The sequence below is a fragment of the Zavarzinia sp. CC-PAN008 genome, from assembly GCF_051903925.1.
Lineage (GTDB): Bacteria > Pseudomonadota > Alphaproteobacteria > Zavarziniales > Zavarziniaceae.
Genome location: NZ_CP173678.1, coordinates 2396082 through 2411515, shown reverse-complemented (window position 1 = coordinate 2411515; position 15434 = coordinate 2396082). Strand labels below are relative to the sequence as shown.

The window sequence follows — 15434 nt, the reverse complement described above, 5'->3', positions numbered from 1 at the left end:
CAACGTCCTTCGAGACGCCCAGCTTGCCCTGAGGAGCCGCCGCAGGCGGCGTCTCGAAGGGGGGCTCCTCAGATGACGACCGTCGTGAACCTTGAAGTGAACAACAACGGCGTCATGGTGAGGAGCCGGCCCTCAGGCCGGCGTCTCGAAGCATCCGGTGCAACGGCTCAGTTGAAGACGATGACCGAGCGGGCGAGTTCGCCGCGCTTGAGCTCGTCCATCGCCTCGTTCACGTCCTCGAGCTTGATGCGGCGCGAGATCATGTCGTCGAGCTTGAGCTTGCCCGAGAGGTAGAAGTCGACGAAGCGTGGCATGTCGACGGGGAAGCGGTTGGAGCCCATGACCGAGCCCTGAATCTTGCGCTCGGTCAGGAAGTCGGCGCCGTGCAGCTCGATGTTCACGCCGACCGGGATCATGCCGATGATGTTGGCGGTGCCGCCCTTGCGCAGCATCTTGAACGACTGCTCGGCCGTGATCTTCAGGCCCACCGCCTCGAACGCGTGGTGGACGCCGCCGCCCGTCATTTCCAGCACCTGGGCGACCGCGTCACCGTCCTTGGAATTGACGACGTCGGTTGCCCCGAAGTGCTTGGCGAGGTTCAGCTTCGAGCCCAGCGTATCGACCGCGATGATGCGCCCGGCACCGGCGATCGCGGCCCCGTTGATCGCCGACAGGCCGACACCGCCGCAGCCGATCACGGCGACCGTCTCGCCCGGTCGTACTCCGGACGTGTGGATCACGGCACCGACACCGGTCGTGACGGCGCAGCCGATCAGGGCGGCGCGGTCCAGCGGCATGTCCTTGCGGATCGAGGTGCAGGCATGCTCGTGCACCAGCATGTACTCGGCGAACGAGGACAGGTTGAGGAACTGGTTGACCGGCCCGCCCGGCAGCGTCAGGCGCGCTTCCTGGTGCTCGCCCCGCTGGGTCTCCGGGCTCATGCACAGCGACATGTGACCGGTCAGGCAGAACTCGCAATGGCCGCAGAAGGCGGACAGGCAGGTGACGACGTGGTCGCCAACCTTCACCGTCCGCACTTCGGAGCCGACCTGCTCGACCACGCCGGCCGATTCATGGCCCAGGATCGCCGGCAGCGGATAGGGATAGGCGCCGTTCTGGAAATGCAGGTCGGAATGGCACACGCCCGCCGCCGCGGTGCGGATCAGCACCTCTCGGGGGCCGGGCTTGCTGATCGCCACCTGCTCGATCACCAGCGGCTTGTTCACTTCGCGCAGGACGGCTGCCTTCATCGTCATCGTCTGTCTCCCTCGAATTGGTTGCGCGCGTGCCGGCCGGTCAGGCCGCGGCCTTCTGGTGGTCGAAGATCACATGCTCCTTCGTGAAGAAGCAGCGCGAGCGGCCCATCTCCACGAAGCGCATCTCATCCTCCATCATCGCCTGGCCCGCCTTGGCGCCGGCCTCGCCGCCGGTCCCCAGGACGTCGATCGAATCGAGCCAGACCTCGGTCAGGCCGTCGACCGGATCGGCCAGGCCGCGCCCCGCCTTGAACTGGGCGTTCAGCTCGGGGTGGATCGTATGGCTCTGGATGTATTTCCGGCCGCCCGTCACCTCCGCGAACGAGGCGACCAGCGGGCCGTGATCGACCTTCCAGGTCCGGTGGCACTGTTCGGGCGTCAGGTCGGGGCGCCTGGCCAGGACGTAGGCGCACTTGACCGCATCCGACCCCAGCGGCCGGCCGCCGGTATGGTCGTAGATCACATGCTCCTGCGTCAGGTAGATCTGGGAGCCGGCGAAATCGATGAACTTCGCCTCGTCCTCGGCCAGCATCCTGGCCGCCTCCTGCCCCTCGGGTGTGGCGCTGCCGGCCTGGAAATCCTCGACCGAATCCCACCACACCTCGGTAATGCCGGCGACCGGGGGCAGCATCCCACGGGGCGCGCGCAAGGCCTCGTTGAAGGGGGTGTCGATCGTGTGGCTCTGCACGTACTTCGTCGCGCGGATCGTCCGGGCGACGCCGGCGACCTTGGGCCCGTGGGTGTTGAGCCAGTAGTCGTAGTACTCGGCGTCCGACAGGTCGGCCCGCTTGGCGATGACATAGACGAGCTTGATCATGGCCCCTCCCCTCCGCGCGCCTCATTGATCGGGCGCATTCCGTGGCCGGTACTGTGCCCCGCCCGGCGAGCGGAGGCCAGCCCGGAGAAGCCCTTGGAGTGCGTTTGGAAACGGGGCGGTGGTGGCGTTGTGCGTTCTTCGGGACGGCCCTTCAGGCCTCCGCAGGATGACGAATGCTGGGGAAAGCCTAAGAAAAACAACGGTCGTCATGCCGAGATGCGGAGCGAAGCGCAGCCTCGAAGCACGCAACTGCTCCCGCAACACATTTCCCGAATGGGCTCTCGGGGTTGGAACGGTCAGTCGCCGGCGACGAAGCTGGCGATGGCCCAGGCGCCGCCGCGCTTCTCGAAGCTGAGGCGGTAGCCGACGGGCGAGCCGACGTCATCGGTGTGCAGGAACCCCGTGCCGCCGGCGGGCAGGCGCACCTCCACCCAGGATTCGCCCAGGTCGTTGGCGGTCAGGATGTCGTAGCTGAAGGTGCCGACGACCTTGGCATTGTCCTTGGGCTGGTCGCGGGCCACGACCTTGTCCTTCAGGACGATGACCGTCTCGAACGGATCGACGTCGCCCAGGTCGACACACGTCCAATAGGGCTGGCAGAACGAGCCATCGTCCTGGAAGACCCCGCCCTGGGCGGCGGCGCGCCGCAGCTCGGCCCAGTAATCGTCGTCCCCGGTCAGGAAATCCTTGAAGACGCTGCGGCCCTGGTCGCCGTCAAAGCCCAGGACGATATCGGGTGCCGCGGCAGCCGCAACCTCGCGGATGTCCTTGCGCGAGATGGAGGCGCGCAGCGACTGGCGGAAGCTGACCAGGGAGGGGTCGCGCGCCGCGTCGTCCCGCGGCGGCAGGGTATCGGCCAGCGCCGGCAGGGACGCGCACGCCACTGCCAGCGCGACGAACGCGCGGGACAGGACCACGACCGCAGGCAACAGCGATGCCGCCATCAGGACTTCCGGAACAGGGCGTCTGCCGCGCTGCGCTGTTTCTGCTTGGCGGCGATGGCGCCCCGCACGCGCGCGATCTCGGCCTCCAGCGCGACGATGCGCGCCTCCAGCTCGACGATCGACAGGCGTTCAAGGTCAACCTCGCCAAATCCCGGGGTCCGGACAGGCGGTGGAGCGATATCGTCTGTGTCGATCGGCATCGGCAAAAGGCCCGGCTGCTTGCAATCCTGCGCGCCTGCCCCCTAGTGGTGCGGTCCGACGCGGCGGGACGCCGGGCCACGAACCAGGGGACGAGACGACATGAGCGTGCCAGAGACTATGACCGCGGTCATCGCGGAACCGGCCGGCGGGCCCGAAGTCCTGAAGGCCGTGTCCCTGGCGACACCGCAGCCCGGTGCGGGCGAGATCCTGGTCCGGGTCGCCGCCGCCGGCATCAACCGGCCCGACCTGCTGCAGCGGCAGGGAATGTACCCACCACCGCCGGGCGCGCCCGCGACGCTTGGCCTGGAACTGGCGGGCGAGGTCGTGGCCACGGGGCCGGGCACCGTCCGCTACCGCGTCGGCGACGCCGTCACCGCCCTGGTCGCGGGCGGCGGCTATGCCGAATATGCCGTGGTGCCGGAGCCGCAGGCCCTGCCCGTGCCCGCCGGCCTGACCATGGTGCAGGCGGCGGCCATCCCCGAGACCTATTTCACCGTCTGGACCAACGTGTTCGAACGCGGCCGCCTGCGCGCCGGCGAGCGCTTCCTGGTCCATGGCGGGGCATCCGGGATCGGCACCACGGCGATCCAGCTGGCCGCCGCCCTGGGCGCGGAGGTGATCGCGACCGCGGGCTCGGCCGAGAAATGCGCGGCCTGCGTGAAGCTGGGGGCGGCCCATGCCTTCGACTATCGCACCCAGGACTTCGCCAGGGAGGTGCGCGCCGTGTGGCCGGACGGCGTCGATGTCGTGCTCGACATGGTGGGTGGCCCGACCGTTCAGAAGAACATCAGCCTGCTGCGGCCCGAGGGGCGCCTGGTCTTCATCGCCTTCCTCGAAGGGTCGAAGATCGAGGTCGACCTGCTGCCGCTGATGCTGAAGCGGGCGACGCTGACCGGCTCCACCCTGCGGGCGCGCCCCGTGGCGGACAAGGGCGCGATCGCGAAGGGCCTGGAAGAGCAGGTCTGGCCGCTGCTGGCCGGCAAGGCGCTGGCGCCGGTGATCGACAGCACGTTCCCGCTGGCCCAGGCCGCCGCCGCCCATGCGAAGCTGGAAAGCCGGGGGCCGATCGGCAAGATCGTGCTGGTGACCGACTTCGGCGCGCAGCGCCTCGACGGGCGTTGAATTCCACCCTATATAGTGCGGCAGTCCCTTACATTCAGGTGTGTTGGACTGCCGGGCCGGGTCATGGCCGGCGGTCGAGGAGGTGTCCATGACTCTGCCACTGATGCCAAAGGCAACGGCCGTCTGGCTGGTCGACAACACGACCCTGTCCTTTGAGCAGATCGCCGATTTCTGCGGGCTGCATCCGCTGGAGGTGAAGGGCATCGCCGATGGCGAGGTCGCGCAGGGCATTGTCGGCCTGGACCCGGTCACCCGGGGCCAGCTGACCCGCGGGGAAATCGCGCGCTGCGAGAAGAACCCCGGGGCCAAGCTGGAACTGGCGCTGTCGGCCAGCCCCGCGATCAAGCCGCGGACCAAGGGGCCGCGCTACACGCCCGTGTCGCGCCGGCAGGAAAAGCCGGACGCGATCGCCTGGCTGGTGCGCCACCACCCGGAGCTGACCGACCCGCAGATCTGCGCCCTGATCGGCACCACCAAGCCGACCATCGCCGCGGTGCGCGACCGGACCCACTGGAACAGCGCCAACCTGAAGCCCAACGATCCCGTGGCCCTGGGCCTGTGCACCCAGATCGAGCTGGATGCCGCGGTCGAGAAGGCGAGCGTGCGCCAGCGCCAGATGCAGGCCGAGAACCCCGTCGAGGAATCGGACGAGGCCGTGCCCGACTGGGCCCGGTAGGACCGGCTTCTGCATGCCTCCGTGTCCCGGTTCGTCCGGGGCACCGAAAACCGGCGGCCCCGCGCGGGTGGCCGCTGTTTGATGGAGCGCCCGCATGAAGCGGGAGCCATCGGCGGGATGGGTGGGGGCGACCGCCCCGACAATCAGGCGCCGCCCAGGACCCGGTTCAGGAAACGGCCGAGGTCGCGGTTGGAGCGGGCTCGCACGGCGTCGTCCCGCCCGCTCAGATAGCCCTCCCCCCGGACGCACAGGACCAGGATCGCCCGTCGGGTCAGGCCATCGATCATCGGCAGTCCCGTCGTGTCGTCATGAACCGACAGGTCGTCGTCAACGACCAGGCGGCAGGGCGACAGATCGTTGCCGATGCGGCGCAGGCCCCGGGCGCCGTCCCACTGGTGGGCTGCTTCCGGATAGGTGATCGACTCGACCGCGCTGCCGCCGGCGCGGAAGGCGTCCGCCGTCTCGGCGCAGCGCTGTGGGTTGGTGATCTCGTCCCGTCCGCCCATCAGCATCAGCAGGGGCGCACCCGTCGTCCTTGGCTCGGCGAAGCGGACGATACAGGGTCCGTAGTAGGCGACATGGGCCGCGAAGCGCAGCGTCCCGTCGCCATAGGTTGCCGAGAAGGCCCGCGCGATGCCGTCGTTCAGGGCATACATCGTGGCCATCGCGCCATAGGAAAAGCCCATCAGCACGACCCGGTTGCGGTCGATCTCGGGCCGTTGCGTCAGCCAGTGCAGGGCGGCATAGGCATCCGCCATCACCATGCTTTCGGTCACCTCCAGCAGGCGCCCACGGAAGCTGGACCAGCGGTCGCGCCGCGCGCCAAAGGCGTCGATCGACAAGGCGGCAAAGCCCTGCTGCGCCAGTTGCGGGCCATAGGTTCCCTCGCGCGCGTCCTGCACGCCCGCGGCGCCGTGCAGCATGATGACGGCGGGCACCGGCGCCGAGGCGCTGGCCCCCGGAGGCCACCACAAGGTGCCCTGCGCGATGGTGCGGGGCGCCTGCGGCCCCATGTCGTCCGGGGCGAACGGGCTGCGGCTGTCGAACGTCACCGGTTGGCCCGGATGGCGCGCCGGATCCGCGGCCGGCCAGTCCTCGGCCAGGGTTGCGGCGAAGGACGGCGTGCAGGCCAGGGCCCAGGCTGCCAGGAAGAAACCCACGATACGGCGCATCGAAATCCTCGTGCCCCGCCCCGGCGGCATCCTGGCGGGATGCCGCCCCCGGATCAAGCCTGGCCGAAGCCGCCTCAGGCCTTGCCCGCGTAGCCCAGCGCCTTCAGGTTCGCCGTGATCTCGTCCAGGATCACGGGGTCGTCGATCGTGGCCGGCATCTTCCACGCCTGCCCGTCCGCGATCTTGCTCATCGTGCCGCGCAGGATCTTGCCCGAGCGTGTCTTGGGCAGGCGCTTGACGACCGTCGCCGACTTGAACGCGGCCACCGGCCCGATCCGGTCGCGCACCAGGGCGACCAGTTCGGCCACGATCTCCGCCTCGGGCCGTGCGACGCCAGCCTTCAGGCAGACGAAGCCCACGGGGACCTGCCCCTTGAGCGCATCGGCGACGCCGATCACGGCGCATTCGGCGACATCCCTGTGGCTGGCCAGGACTTCCTCCATGCCGCCGGTCGAAAGCCGGTGGCCCGCGACGTTGATGATGTCGTCGGTCCGGCTCATTACATAGATGTAGCCGTCCTCGTCGATGAAGCCGGCATCCGCCGTCTTGTAGTAGCCGGGATATTCCTCAAGGTACGACCGCACGAAGCCGGCATCGTTCTGCCACAGCGTCGGCAGGTTGCAGGGCGGCAGCGGCAGCTTGACCACGATTGCGCCGATCTCGCCGCGTGGCACCTCGTGGCCGGCGGCATCGACCACGCGGATGTCGTAACCCGGCACCGCCTTGGTGGGTGAGCCGTACTTGACCGGCAACTGGCCCAGGCCCACGCAGTTGGCAGCCATCGGCCAGCCCGTCTCCGTCTGCCACCAATGGTCGATCACCGGCACGCCCAGCACCCGCTCCGCCCACTGGATCGTGTCGGGGTCCGCCCGCTCGCCCGCCAGGAACAGGGTGCGCAGGGACGACAGGTCGTACTGCCGTGCCAGTGCACCGTCCGGGTCGTCGCGCTTGATCGCGCGGAAGGCCGTGGGCGCGCAGAACAGGGTCACCGACCGGTGCTGCGCCACCACGCGCCAGAAGGCACCGGCGTCGGGCGTGCCCACGGGCTTGCCCTCGTAGAGGATGGTGGTGCAGCCGGCCAGCAGCGGCGCATAGACGATGTAGGAATGGCCCACGACCCAGCCGACGTCGGACGCGGTCCAGCACACCTCCCCCGGCTGGACGCCATAGATGTTGGCCATGCTCCAGGCCAGCGCCACCGCATGGCCGCCATTGTCGCGCACCACCCCCTTGGGCACGCCCGTCGTGCCAGACGTGTAGAGGATGTAGAGCGGATCGGTGGCCGCCACGGGCACGCAGGGGACGGGGGCTGCCTGCGCCGCCAGCGTGGCCCAGTCCTGGTCGCGCCCAGGCATAAGTGCGGCCGTCGCCTGCGGCCGTTGCAGCACGACGCAGGCGCTGGGCTTGTGCCGGGCCATCTCGATCCCCTGATCGAGCAAGGGCTTGTATTCGATGGTCCGCCCCGGCTCCAGCCCGCACGAGGCGGAGAGAATCACTTTCGGCGTCGAATCGTCGATGCGGGTCGCCAGTTCCCGCGGCGCGAAGCCGCCGAATACGACCGAATGCACGGCTCCGATGCGGGCACAGGCCAGCATTGCGATCGCGGCTTCGGGAATCATCGGCATGTAGACCAGGACCCGGTCGCCGCGTGTGACACCCAGGCCCGCCAACACCCCGGCAAAGCGCGCGACCAGGTCGGTCAGCTCGGCATAGGAAAAGGTCTTCACCTCGCCCGTCATGGCTGAATCGTAGATCAGCGCCGGCTGGTCACCCCGGCCGGCCGCTACATGGCGGTCGAGCGCGTTGTGGCAGGTATTGAGCGTGCCGCCCTCGAACCAGCGGACAAAGGGGGCATTGTCGAAGTTGCAGATCCGCTGCGGTGGCGTCACCCAGTCGATCGCTGCCGCCGCCTCCCGCCAGAACGCCTCGGGCTCGGCCATCGAGCGGCGATAGACCTCGTCATAGCGGCTCATTCCTGATTCTCCCCCCAACCGGCCCCCTCCCGACCCGGCGCCGGCCCATTGTCGTTGCGGCGCGATCTTGCCAGCAGCGGGCCCGCCCTTGCCACCCCAAGTGCGGACCGGCCCTCCGCGGCAGCACCCGCTTTCCGCTCCAATGGCCATCGGCTTGACAGGCGGCCCGCGCGGATGAGACTGGCGCCGCGGTCTCAAGGCAGGGTCCCGCGGGGCGGACGGTGCCTGCCCGCGTCCTGTCCGTGTTCGAATCCGCCCGGGAGTTGTCATGGGCTTCAGCCTGTTCGTGATCCCCTATCCCATGATCGACCCGGTGGCGCTGGAGGTCGGACCCGTCGTCCTGCGCTGGTACGCCCTGGCCTATATCGTGGGCCTGATCGCCGCCTGGCGCCTGATGGTGCGGCTCGCCCGGCAACCCGGCTCGCCCGTGCCGGAGAAGGATGCCGACGACTTCCTGATCTGGGCGACGCTTGGCGTGATCCTGGGCGGGCGCCTGGGTTACATCCTGTTCTACAACTTCAACCAGTACCTGGCCGATCCACTCAGCATCCTGCTGATCTGGCATGGCGGCATGTCGTTCCACGGCGGCATGCTGGGCGTGGTGATCGCCATGATCGTCTTTGCCAGGCGGCGCGGGATCCCGCTTTTCGCCCTGTCCGACATGGTGTCGCTAGGTGTGCCGATCGGCCTGTTCTTTGGGCGAATCGCCAACTTCATCAATGGCGAGCTGTGGGGCCGCCCCACGGACGTCGCCTGGGCCATGGTCTTTCCGCGCGATCCGGCGCAGGTGCCGCGCCATCCCAGCCAGCTCTACGAGGCGGTGCTGGAGGGGCTGGTCCTGCTGGCCGTGGTGTGGCTGGTCAACCTGCGCTTCGACGCGCGGCGCCGGCCCGGACTGGTGACCGGCACGTTCCTGATCGGCTATGGCACGGCACGCATCATCTGCGAGTTCTTTCGCGAGCCGGACGTGCAGCTGGGCTTCCTGGCCTTCGGCACGACCATGGGGCAGATCCTTTCGGTGCCCATGATCCTGTTCGGCATCTGGATGGTTCGCCACGCCCTGGTCCAGCCGCCGCTGCCGCAGCCGGTGGCGTCGCGCCCGGCGGCATGACGCACGCGCCGACGGCGCTGGAGCAGGCGCTGGCTGCCGCGATCCGCGCCCAGGGGCCGATCACCCTGGCGGAGTACATGGCAGCCGCGGCCGCCCATCCCCGGGCAGGCTATTACGGCCAGCGCCAGCCCTTTGGCGCGGCAGGCGACTTCGTGACAGCGCCCGAGATCAGCCAGATGTTCGGCGAGCTGCTTGGCCTGTGGTGCGCCGCGATGTGGGAGGCGATGGGCCAGCCGGCCTCCTTCGTGCTGGCCGAGATGGGGCCGGGCCGCGGCACGCTGATGGCCGATGCGCGACGCGCGGTGCGGCTGGTGCCTGGCTTCCTCCAGGCGGCGGCGCTGTATTTCGTCGAACCCAGCGCGCGCCTGAGGGCGGAACAGGCGGCCCTTCACCCCGATGCCCGCTTTTGCGACCGGCTGGACGAACTGCCGGACGGCCCCCTGCTGCTCATCGCGAACGAAGTGTTCGACGCATTGCCGGTACACCAGTTCCAGGTCCACCAGGGGCACTGGCACGAGCGGGTGGTGACACTGGACGGCGATGGCCGGCTGGCCCTGGCGCTGGGTGCAGCACTCGGTCCGGCCGATGCGCCCGAGGGGACGATGCGTGAGCGCTCGCCCGCGGCGGAGGCGATGGCCCAGGCCCTGGGCGCCCGCCTGGCGGACCAGGGCGGGGCCGCGCTGCTGATCGACTATGGCGACGGGGTGCCGGCGGCGCCGACCGTGCAGACGGTGCGCGCCCACGCCCATGTCGGCCTGCTGGACCGCCCGGGCGAGGCGGACATCTCAGCCCATGTGGCCTTTGGCGCGCTGGCGGCGGCAGCGCGCGCCGGCGGGGCGGCGGCGTGGGGCCCGGTACCGCAGGGTGCCTTCCTGACCGCGCTGGGCATCGGTGTGCGGGCCGAACGCCTGGCCGCGGCACAGCCGGCACGGGCCGTCGGCATCGCCGCCGACCTGCACCGGCTGACGGCGCCGGACCAGATGGGGACGCTGTTCAAGGCGCTGGCACTGACCGGCAAAGGCCTCGGCGTCCCGCCAGGCTTTGCGAATGCGGGGGAAGCATGACGACAGGAGGGCGGGCCTGATGCCCTGGCGTCTTCAGGCGGGCGTCCTGGGCGACGTGCCGCACGGCTTTTTCGGACGCCCCGGGGGTGTCTCTGGCGGGATCTACCGTTCGCTGAACTGTGGCCTGGGCTCCGACGACGACCGGGCCCACGTGCTGGAGAACCGGGCCAGGGCCGCCGCCGGCATGCGCGTCGGCGCGCACCAGCTGGTCACGGTGCACCAGGTCCACAGCCCCGACGTGGCGATCGTGGACGCGCCTTGGGCCGAAGGCCAAGTCCCGCGCGCCGATGCCGTGGTCACGGCGCAGCGCGGCCTGGCCATCGCGGTGCTGACGGCGGACTGCGCGCCCGTGCTGCTGGCCGACCCGGTGGCGGGCGTGATCGGCGCCGCGCATGCCGGCTGGCGCGGCGCCCTGGCCGGGGTGGTGGAGGCGACGGTGGCCGCGATGGTCAGCCTGGGGGCGGACGCCTGGCGCATTTCCGCCGCCATCGGCCCCTGCATCGCCCAGGAATCCTATGAAGTGGGGCCCGAATTCCGTCAGGCCTTCGTGGACGCCGACCCGGAGAATGCGCACCATTTCGTCGACGGCCCGCGCGGCCGGCCGCATTTCGACCTTCAGGCCTTCGTCGCGGAACGGCTGGCCGCGGCCGGCGTCGGCGCGATCGAGGCCAAGCCCCAGGACACGTTCCGCGAGGCGCACCTGTTCAGCCATCGCGCCTCGCAACGGCGGGGGGAGCCCGACTATGGCCGCGCCGCCTCCGTCATCGCGCTGAAGCCCTGAGGCGGAGGGGCCATGCCGCACCTGATCATGCTGATCCTGGTGATGATCCTGGCCATGCTCGCCACCTGCGCGATCTAGCGCCCTGATGGCTCCGCGCGTTGCTTGCCTGCATGCGGTCTGCCAACTCCCTCCCCCGCGAGGGGGGAGGGAGAGAATGCGGCGTGCCGAGGCCGGACTGTTCCTTGGCGCGTTCCTGTTCCTCGCCGCCTGCGCGCAGGAGATGCCGCCGGGGAGCTTCATGCCGCCACCACCGGGGCTGGTCGATGGCAGCGCGGTGCCGGTCCTGGTGGCGCCGGTCGAAGGCATGCCGGCCGAGCAGGCGCGCCCCCTGGCCGAGGCAGTGGCCAAGGGTCTGCGGGCGCGGGACTGGCCGGCGGGCACGCTGAACCCGGCGCCGGGAAGCCGCCTGCTGCAGGTGCGCCGCGTCGGCGTGGTGCTGGAAGCGCGCCTGCTCGACGCCTCCGGCGTTGTCCTGGGGCGGGCCTTCGTCCCCGACCGCGAAGTGGCGCCGGCGGCAGAGCAGGGCGAACGGGTGGCCGGCGCGATCGTGGGCGCCGTCGAGCGCCGCACCGCCCGATCCCAGTCGCCTGCCGCGGCACGGCGCACGGTCGCCGTGGGCGGCGTCATTGCCAACATGCCCGGCGGCGACGCCCTGGCGGCCGCCCTGGACCTTGCGCTGCGCCGGGCCGGCTTCGCCGTGACCAGCCCAGACGATCCCGACAGCGCCGTGGTGGCCGGGGAGGTGTTCGTGTCACCCGCAGGCAACGCTTCGCGCGCAATCGAAGTGACCTGGACGGTGATGGACGCCAGCGGCGCCACGCTGGGCCGGCTGGACCAGGCCAATGCCGTGGCGGCGGACGCCCTGGAAAGCGGCCTGGGCCCAATGGCCCCGGACATCGTCGACGCCATCCTGCCCGGCCTGGCACAGGTGCTCCAGGCGCAGGCCAGCCCTGATCCGGGATCGTTTACAGGACCGTGACGCTTGCCCTATATGGGGCCGGCCCGGGTCCTGGACCGCCCGGACCCCAGCTCCAACGGACGGACGATCGCATGAAGGTGGTTGCAGGCAACAGCAACCGGCCACTGGCGGAAGCCATTTGCGCCTATCTCTCGATCCCCATCACGGCGGCCAGCATCCGCCGCTTCTCGGACATGGAGGTCTTTGTCGAGATCCAGGAGAACGTCCGCGGCCAGGACGTCTTCGTGATCCAGTCGACGTCCTATCCCGCCAACGACAACCTGATGGAGCTGCTGGTCTGCATCGACGCGCTGAAACGCGCGTCGGCCCGGCGCATCACGGCAGTGATACCCTATTTCGGCTATGCCCGGCAGGACCGGAAGCCGGGCCCGCGCACGCCGATCTCGGCCAAGCTGGTCGCCAACCTGATCACGGTCGCGGGCGCCAACCGGGTGCTGACGCTGGACCTGCATGCCGGCCAGATCCAGGGCTTCTTCGACATCCCGACCGACAACCTGTTCGCGGCCCCCGTCATGGTTGCCGACATCAAGGACCGCTATAATGGCGAGCGCCTGATGATCGTCTCGCCCGATGTGGGCGGCGTGGTGCGCGCCCGGGCGATCGCCAAGCGGGTCGACGGCGACCTGGCCATCGTCGACAAGCGGCGCGAGCGGGCGGGCGAGTCCGAGGTCATGAACATCATCGGCGACGTCTCGGGTCGGACCTGCGTCCTGGTCGACGACATCGTCGATTCGGCCGGCACCCTGTGCAACGCGGCCGAGGCCCTGATGAAGGCCGGCGCCAAGTCGGTCAGCGCCTATGTCAGCCATGGCGTGCTGTCGGGCGGCGCGATCAGCCGCGTCTCGTCCTCGGTCCTGGAACAACTGGTCATCACCGACTCGATCCAGGCGACGGAGGCGGTGCGCGTCTGCCACAACATCCGCCGCCTGCCCATCGCCCCCCTGATCGCCGAGGCGATGCGCCGGATCTCCGACGAAAGCTCGGTTTCCAGCCTGTTTGATTGAGCGGAGCCTGGCCAACCCCATCGATCGAGGCGCGTCGCAGCCGCTGGGACGCTGGATTTGACGGCTGGTTGGGCCGGGTCCGACCTCCCTGCCCATCTCCCCGTTGAGCGGTCGTGACTACGCGGTCGTCGTTATGCAGGCGGCGGAACCGCGCGGCCCGCCGGCGATTGCATGCGCGATGAGGAACATCCAAGTCATCACCGCCGCCGAGAACTGCCCCTACTCGGTCTTCGCAGCGACGGAGGGCGAGTATCTCGTCCTGTTTCCGGGCCTGGGCCAGGATATCGAGTTCATTGAGGATGCGATCGCGCGCGAGGGTGAGGCGGCCCTGGCGGCGGTGCTCGAGCCGGTGTGGGCGCGTCGCCTGGACAAGGCGGCCGTGGAGGGGATCCACGGCACCGTCTTCCACGGGATGCTGGAGCGGAAGCGGTTCTACCCCACCAAGATCAGCGCGGAGATGGTCGCCGACCCCGACGCGCTGCCGCCCGATGCGCCTGCGCTCGATGTGCCTTCCCAGGCTGCGCCCGTGACGGGTCCCCTCTGACCGGCCTTACATCGGCTCCGCGAACAGCTTCTTCAGTTCGGGCTTCATGATCTTGCCGTTGGCGTTGCGCGGCAGGGTCTCGCTCTGCATCAGCACCTTCACCGGGACCTTGAAGGCGGCCAGGCGCTCGGCCACGAAGGCACGGAGTTCGGCTTCGGTCGCTGCCATGCCGGGCTTAAGGGTGACGACGGCGGCCGGCTCCTCCCCCAGCGTGCGGTGGGGAATGCCGACCAGCGCTGCATCCATGACCGACGGGTGGTCATAGAGGACGTTCTCCACCTCGATGCAGTAGATGTTCTCGCCGCCGCGGATCAGCATGTCCTTGGCCCGGTCGATGATGAAGCAGAACCCTTCCGCGTCGATCCGCGCCAGGTCGCCGGTGCGCACCCAGCCATCGACGAAGGTCTGGGCCGTGGCCTCGGGCTTGTTCCAGTAGCCCTTCACCACCTGCGGCCCCTTGCACCACAGCTCGCCCACTTCGCCCCGCGGCAGTTCGACCTTGCCGTCGACATCCATGATCTTGATGTCGGTGACGGCAACCGCAGGCCCGCAGGAATCGGGCCGGTTCTGGTAGTCCTCGGCCACATGCTGGGTCGCCGTGGCACTTGTCTCCGTCATGCCCCAGCCATTGCCGGGGGCGGACTTCGGGAACGTCTCGACGATGCGGCGGACCAGTTCGGGGGCGGACGGCGCGCCGCCATAGGAGACGGACTCGAGCGAGGTCAGGTCGTACTTCGCCCGCTCCGGATGCTCGATCAGCTGCCAGGCGATGGTGGGCACGCCGCCCGCCGCGGTGACCCGCTCGCGCTCGATGAGCTGGAAGGCGCGGACCGGCTCCCATTTCCGCATCATCACGATCTTGGCCCCGCCGAACAGGCTGGGGTTCAGGATGGCGAAGCAGCCCGTCGCGTGAAAGAACGGGACAGAGATCAGGGTGGACCGCTGCGGCGCGTTGGGATCGGGGGCCGGCGGCTGCTCGCCCCGCCGCAGGTACGAGCGCGCGACGGACGAGGCCGAGGCGAAGATGTTGGAGACGACATTGCGCTGGGTCGCCAGCGCCCCCTTGGGCCGGCCCGTCGTGCCGGAAGTGTAGAAGATCGTGGCGTCGTCCTCGGGCCCGATTGCGACATCGGGCAGAGGCCGGTCGGGCAGCGCACCCCACGTCTCGACCCCGCCCAGCACGCCTTCCAGCCGCTGGACCAAGGGATGGGCGATCTCGTCCATGTGGCGGGCGACCAGCACATGCTCCAGCGCGGGGCAGTTGGGCAGGTGCTCGTAGATCCGCTCCAGCCGCTCGCTGTCGACGATGGCCACCTTCGATCCCGAATCGGCAAGGCCGTATTCCAGCTCCGGCCCCGTCCACCAGGCGTTGAGCGGAGTCACGATCGCCCCTAGCGCCAGGGCCGCATAGAAGGCGACCGGCCATTCGGGAAGGTTCCGCATCACGATCGCGACGCGGTCGCCCTTGACCACCCCCATGGCCTGCAGCGCCTGCGCCAACGTCGCGACGGCACGGTGGAACGTCTCGAACGAGATGCGCTCGTCCTCGTGCACCAGGAAGATGCGCTCGCCGAATCCCCGGCCCAGCGTGACGACATCGCGCAAGGCGGGCGGCGCGTTCTTCCAGGTGCGCGTGGGGATGCCGCGGATCGTCACCTCCTCGATCTCGAACGGCATGCCGGATCCGGTGAGGATGGCATGGGCCTGGGCGATCGACATGGCGGGCCAGCCCTGCGGCAGCGCAGGCGTGGTCTGAACCTGGGACATGCGTTTCCTCGAAGAACGATTGC

15 protein-coding genes are annotated in these 15434 nt (G+C 69.6%); 8 read left to right on the top strand and 7 right to left on the bottom strand.

Going from position 1 to position 15434, the window contains the following annotated elements; translation table 11 throughout:
* Window positions 1-167: 167 nt before the first annotated feature.
* From ACI6GS_RS11345 to ACI6GS_RS11330, 4 genes are all read right to left on the bottom strand, one after another.
* Complete coding sequence (locus ACI6GS_RS11345; protein WP_439817908.1) at window positions 168-1256, bottom strand: Zn-dependent alcohol dehydrogenase; 1089 nt, start codon at window positions 1254-1256, stop codon at window positions 168-170.
* A gap of 40 nt (window positions 1257-1296) precedes the next feature.
* Window positions 1297-2073, bottom strand: a complete 777-nt coding sequence (locus tag ACI6GS_RS11340; RefSeq protein WP_439817907.1) for an EthD domain-containing protein — start codon at window positions 2071-2073, stop codon at window positions 1297-1299.
* Window positions 2074-2369: 296 nt separating this feature from the next.
* A complete protein-coding gene (locus ACI6GS_RS11335; protein WP_439817906.1) occupies window positions 2370-3017 on the bottom strand; it encodes an SH3 domain-containing protein in 648 nt (215 codons plus the stop codon).
* On the bottom strand, window positions 3017-3217 hold the full coding sequence (locus ACI6GS_RS11330) for a DUF1192 domain-containing protein (RefSeq protein ID WP_439817905.1): 201 nt from the start codon (window positions 3215-3217) through the stop codon (window positions 3017-3019). Before ACI6GS_RS11330 ends, ACI6GS_RS11335 begins: the two co-directional genes overlap by 1 nt.
* A gap of 100 nt (window positions 3218-3317) precedes the next feature.
* Here ACI6GS_RS11330 and ACI6GS_RS11325 point away from each other — a divergent pair, with 100 nt between their 5' ends.
* Together ACI6GS_RS11325 and ACI6GS_RS11320 are read left to right on the top strand one after the other, a co-directional pair.
* Window positions 3318-4340 (top strand): NAD(P)H-quinone oxidoreductase, encoded by a 1023-nt coding sequence (locus ACI6GS_RS11325; RefSeq protein ID WP_439817904.1) that lies wholly within the window; start codon window positions 3318-3320, stop codon window positions 4338-4340.
* Between the two features lie 88 nt (window positions 4341-4428).
* Complete coding sequence (locus ACI6GS_RS11320) at window positions 4429-5016, top strand: DUF1013 domain-containing protein (protein WP_439817903.1); 588 nt, start codon at window positions 4429-4431, stop codon at window positions 5014-5016.
* Between the two features lie 143 nt (window positions 5017-5159).
* Here the strand turns inward: ACI6GS_RS11320 and ACI6GS_RS11315 are convergent, their stop codons facing one another.
* Window positions 5160-6188, bottom strand: coding sequence for a dienelactone hydrolase family protein (locus tag ACI6GS_RS11315; RefSeq protein WP_439817902.1), 1029 nt, complete (start codon window positions 6186-6188; stop codon window positions 5160-5162).
* Between the two features lie 74 nt (window positions 6189-6262).
* Window positions 6263-8161 carry a propionyl-CoA synthetase gene (locus ACI6GS_RS11310; RefSeq protein ID WP_439817901.1) on the bottom strand — a complete coding sequence of 633 codons (1899 nt, stop codon included), beginning with the start codon at window positions 8159-8161 and terminating at the stop codon, window positions 6263-6265.
* A gap of 268 nt (window positions 8162-8429) precedes the next feature.
* Between ACI6GS_RS11310 and lgt the strand changes: the two genes are divergently transcribed.
* The 6 genes from lgt to ACI6GS_RS11280 all read left to right on the top strand — a co-directional run bounded on the left by lgt (window position 8430) and on the right by ACI6GS_RS11280 (window position 13644).
* Window positions 8430-9272, top strand: a complete 843-nt coding sequence (lgt, locus tag ACI6GS_RS11305) for a prolipoprotein diacylglyceryl transferase (protein WP_439817900.1) — start codon at window positions 8430-8432, stop codon at window positions 9270-9272.
* Window positions 9269-10336 carry a class I SAM-dependent methyltransferase gene (locus ACI6GS_RS11300; RefSeq protein ID WP_439817899.1) on the top strand — a complete coding sequence of 356 codons (1068 nt, stop codon included), beginning with the start codon at window positions 9269-9271 and terminating at the stop codon, window positions 10334-10336. The genes lgt and ACI6GS_RS11300 overlap by 4 nt, the downstream gene beginning before the upstream one ends.
* A gap of 19 nt (window positions 10337-10355) precedes the next feature.
* A complete protein-coding gene (pgeF, locus tag ACI6GS_RS11295; protein WP_439817898.1) occupies window positions 10356-11117 on the top strand; it encodes a peptidoglycan editing factor PgeF in 762 nt (253 codons plus the stop codon).
* Between the two features lie 154 nt (window positions 11118-11271).
* Complete coding sequence (locus tag ACI6GS_RS11290; protein WP_439817897.1) at window positions 11272-12096, top strand: hypothetical protein; 825 nt, start codon at window positions 11272-11274, stop codon at window positions 12094-12096.
* Window positions 12097-12167: 71 nt separating this feature from the next.
* Window positions 12168-13100 carry a ribose-phosphate pyrophosphokinase gene (locus ACI6GS_RS11285; RefSeq protein WP_439817896.1) on the top strand — a complete coding sequence of 311 codons (933 nt, stop codon included), beginning with the start codon at window positions 12168-12170 and terminating at the stop codon, window positions 13098-13100.
* A gap of 178 nt (window positions 13101-13278) precedes the next feature.
* The gene (locus ACI6GS_RS11280; protein WP_439817895.1) at window positions 13279-13644 is read left to right on the top strand and encodes a hypothetical protein; all 366 of its coding nucleotides are present in this window, start codon (window positions 13279-13281) and stop codon (window positions 13642-13644) included.
* Window positions 13645-13650: 6 nt separating this feature from the next.
* Here the strand turns inward: ACI6GS_RS11280 and ACI6GS_RS11275 are convergent, their stop codons facing one another.
* Window positions 13651-15411 carry a class I adenylate-forming enzyme family protein gene (locus tag ACI6GS_RS11275; protein ID WP_439817894.1) on the bottom strand — a complete coding sequence of 587 codons (1761 nt, stop codon included), beginning with the start codon at window positions 15409-15411 and terminating at the stop codon, window positions 13651-13653.
* Window positions 15412-15434 lie beyond the last annotated feature (23 nt).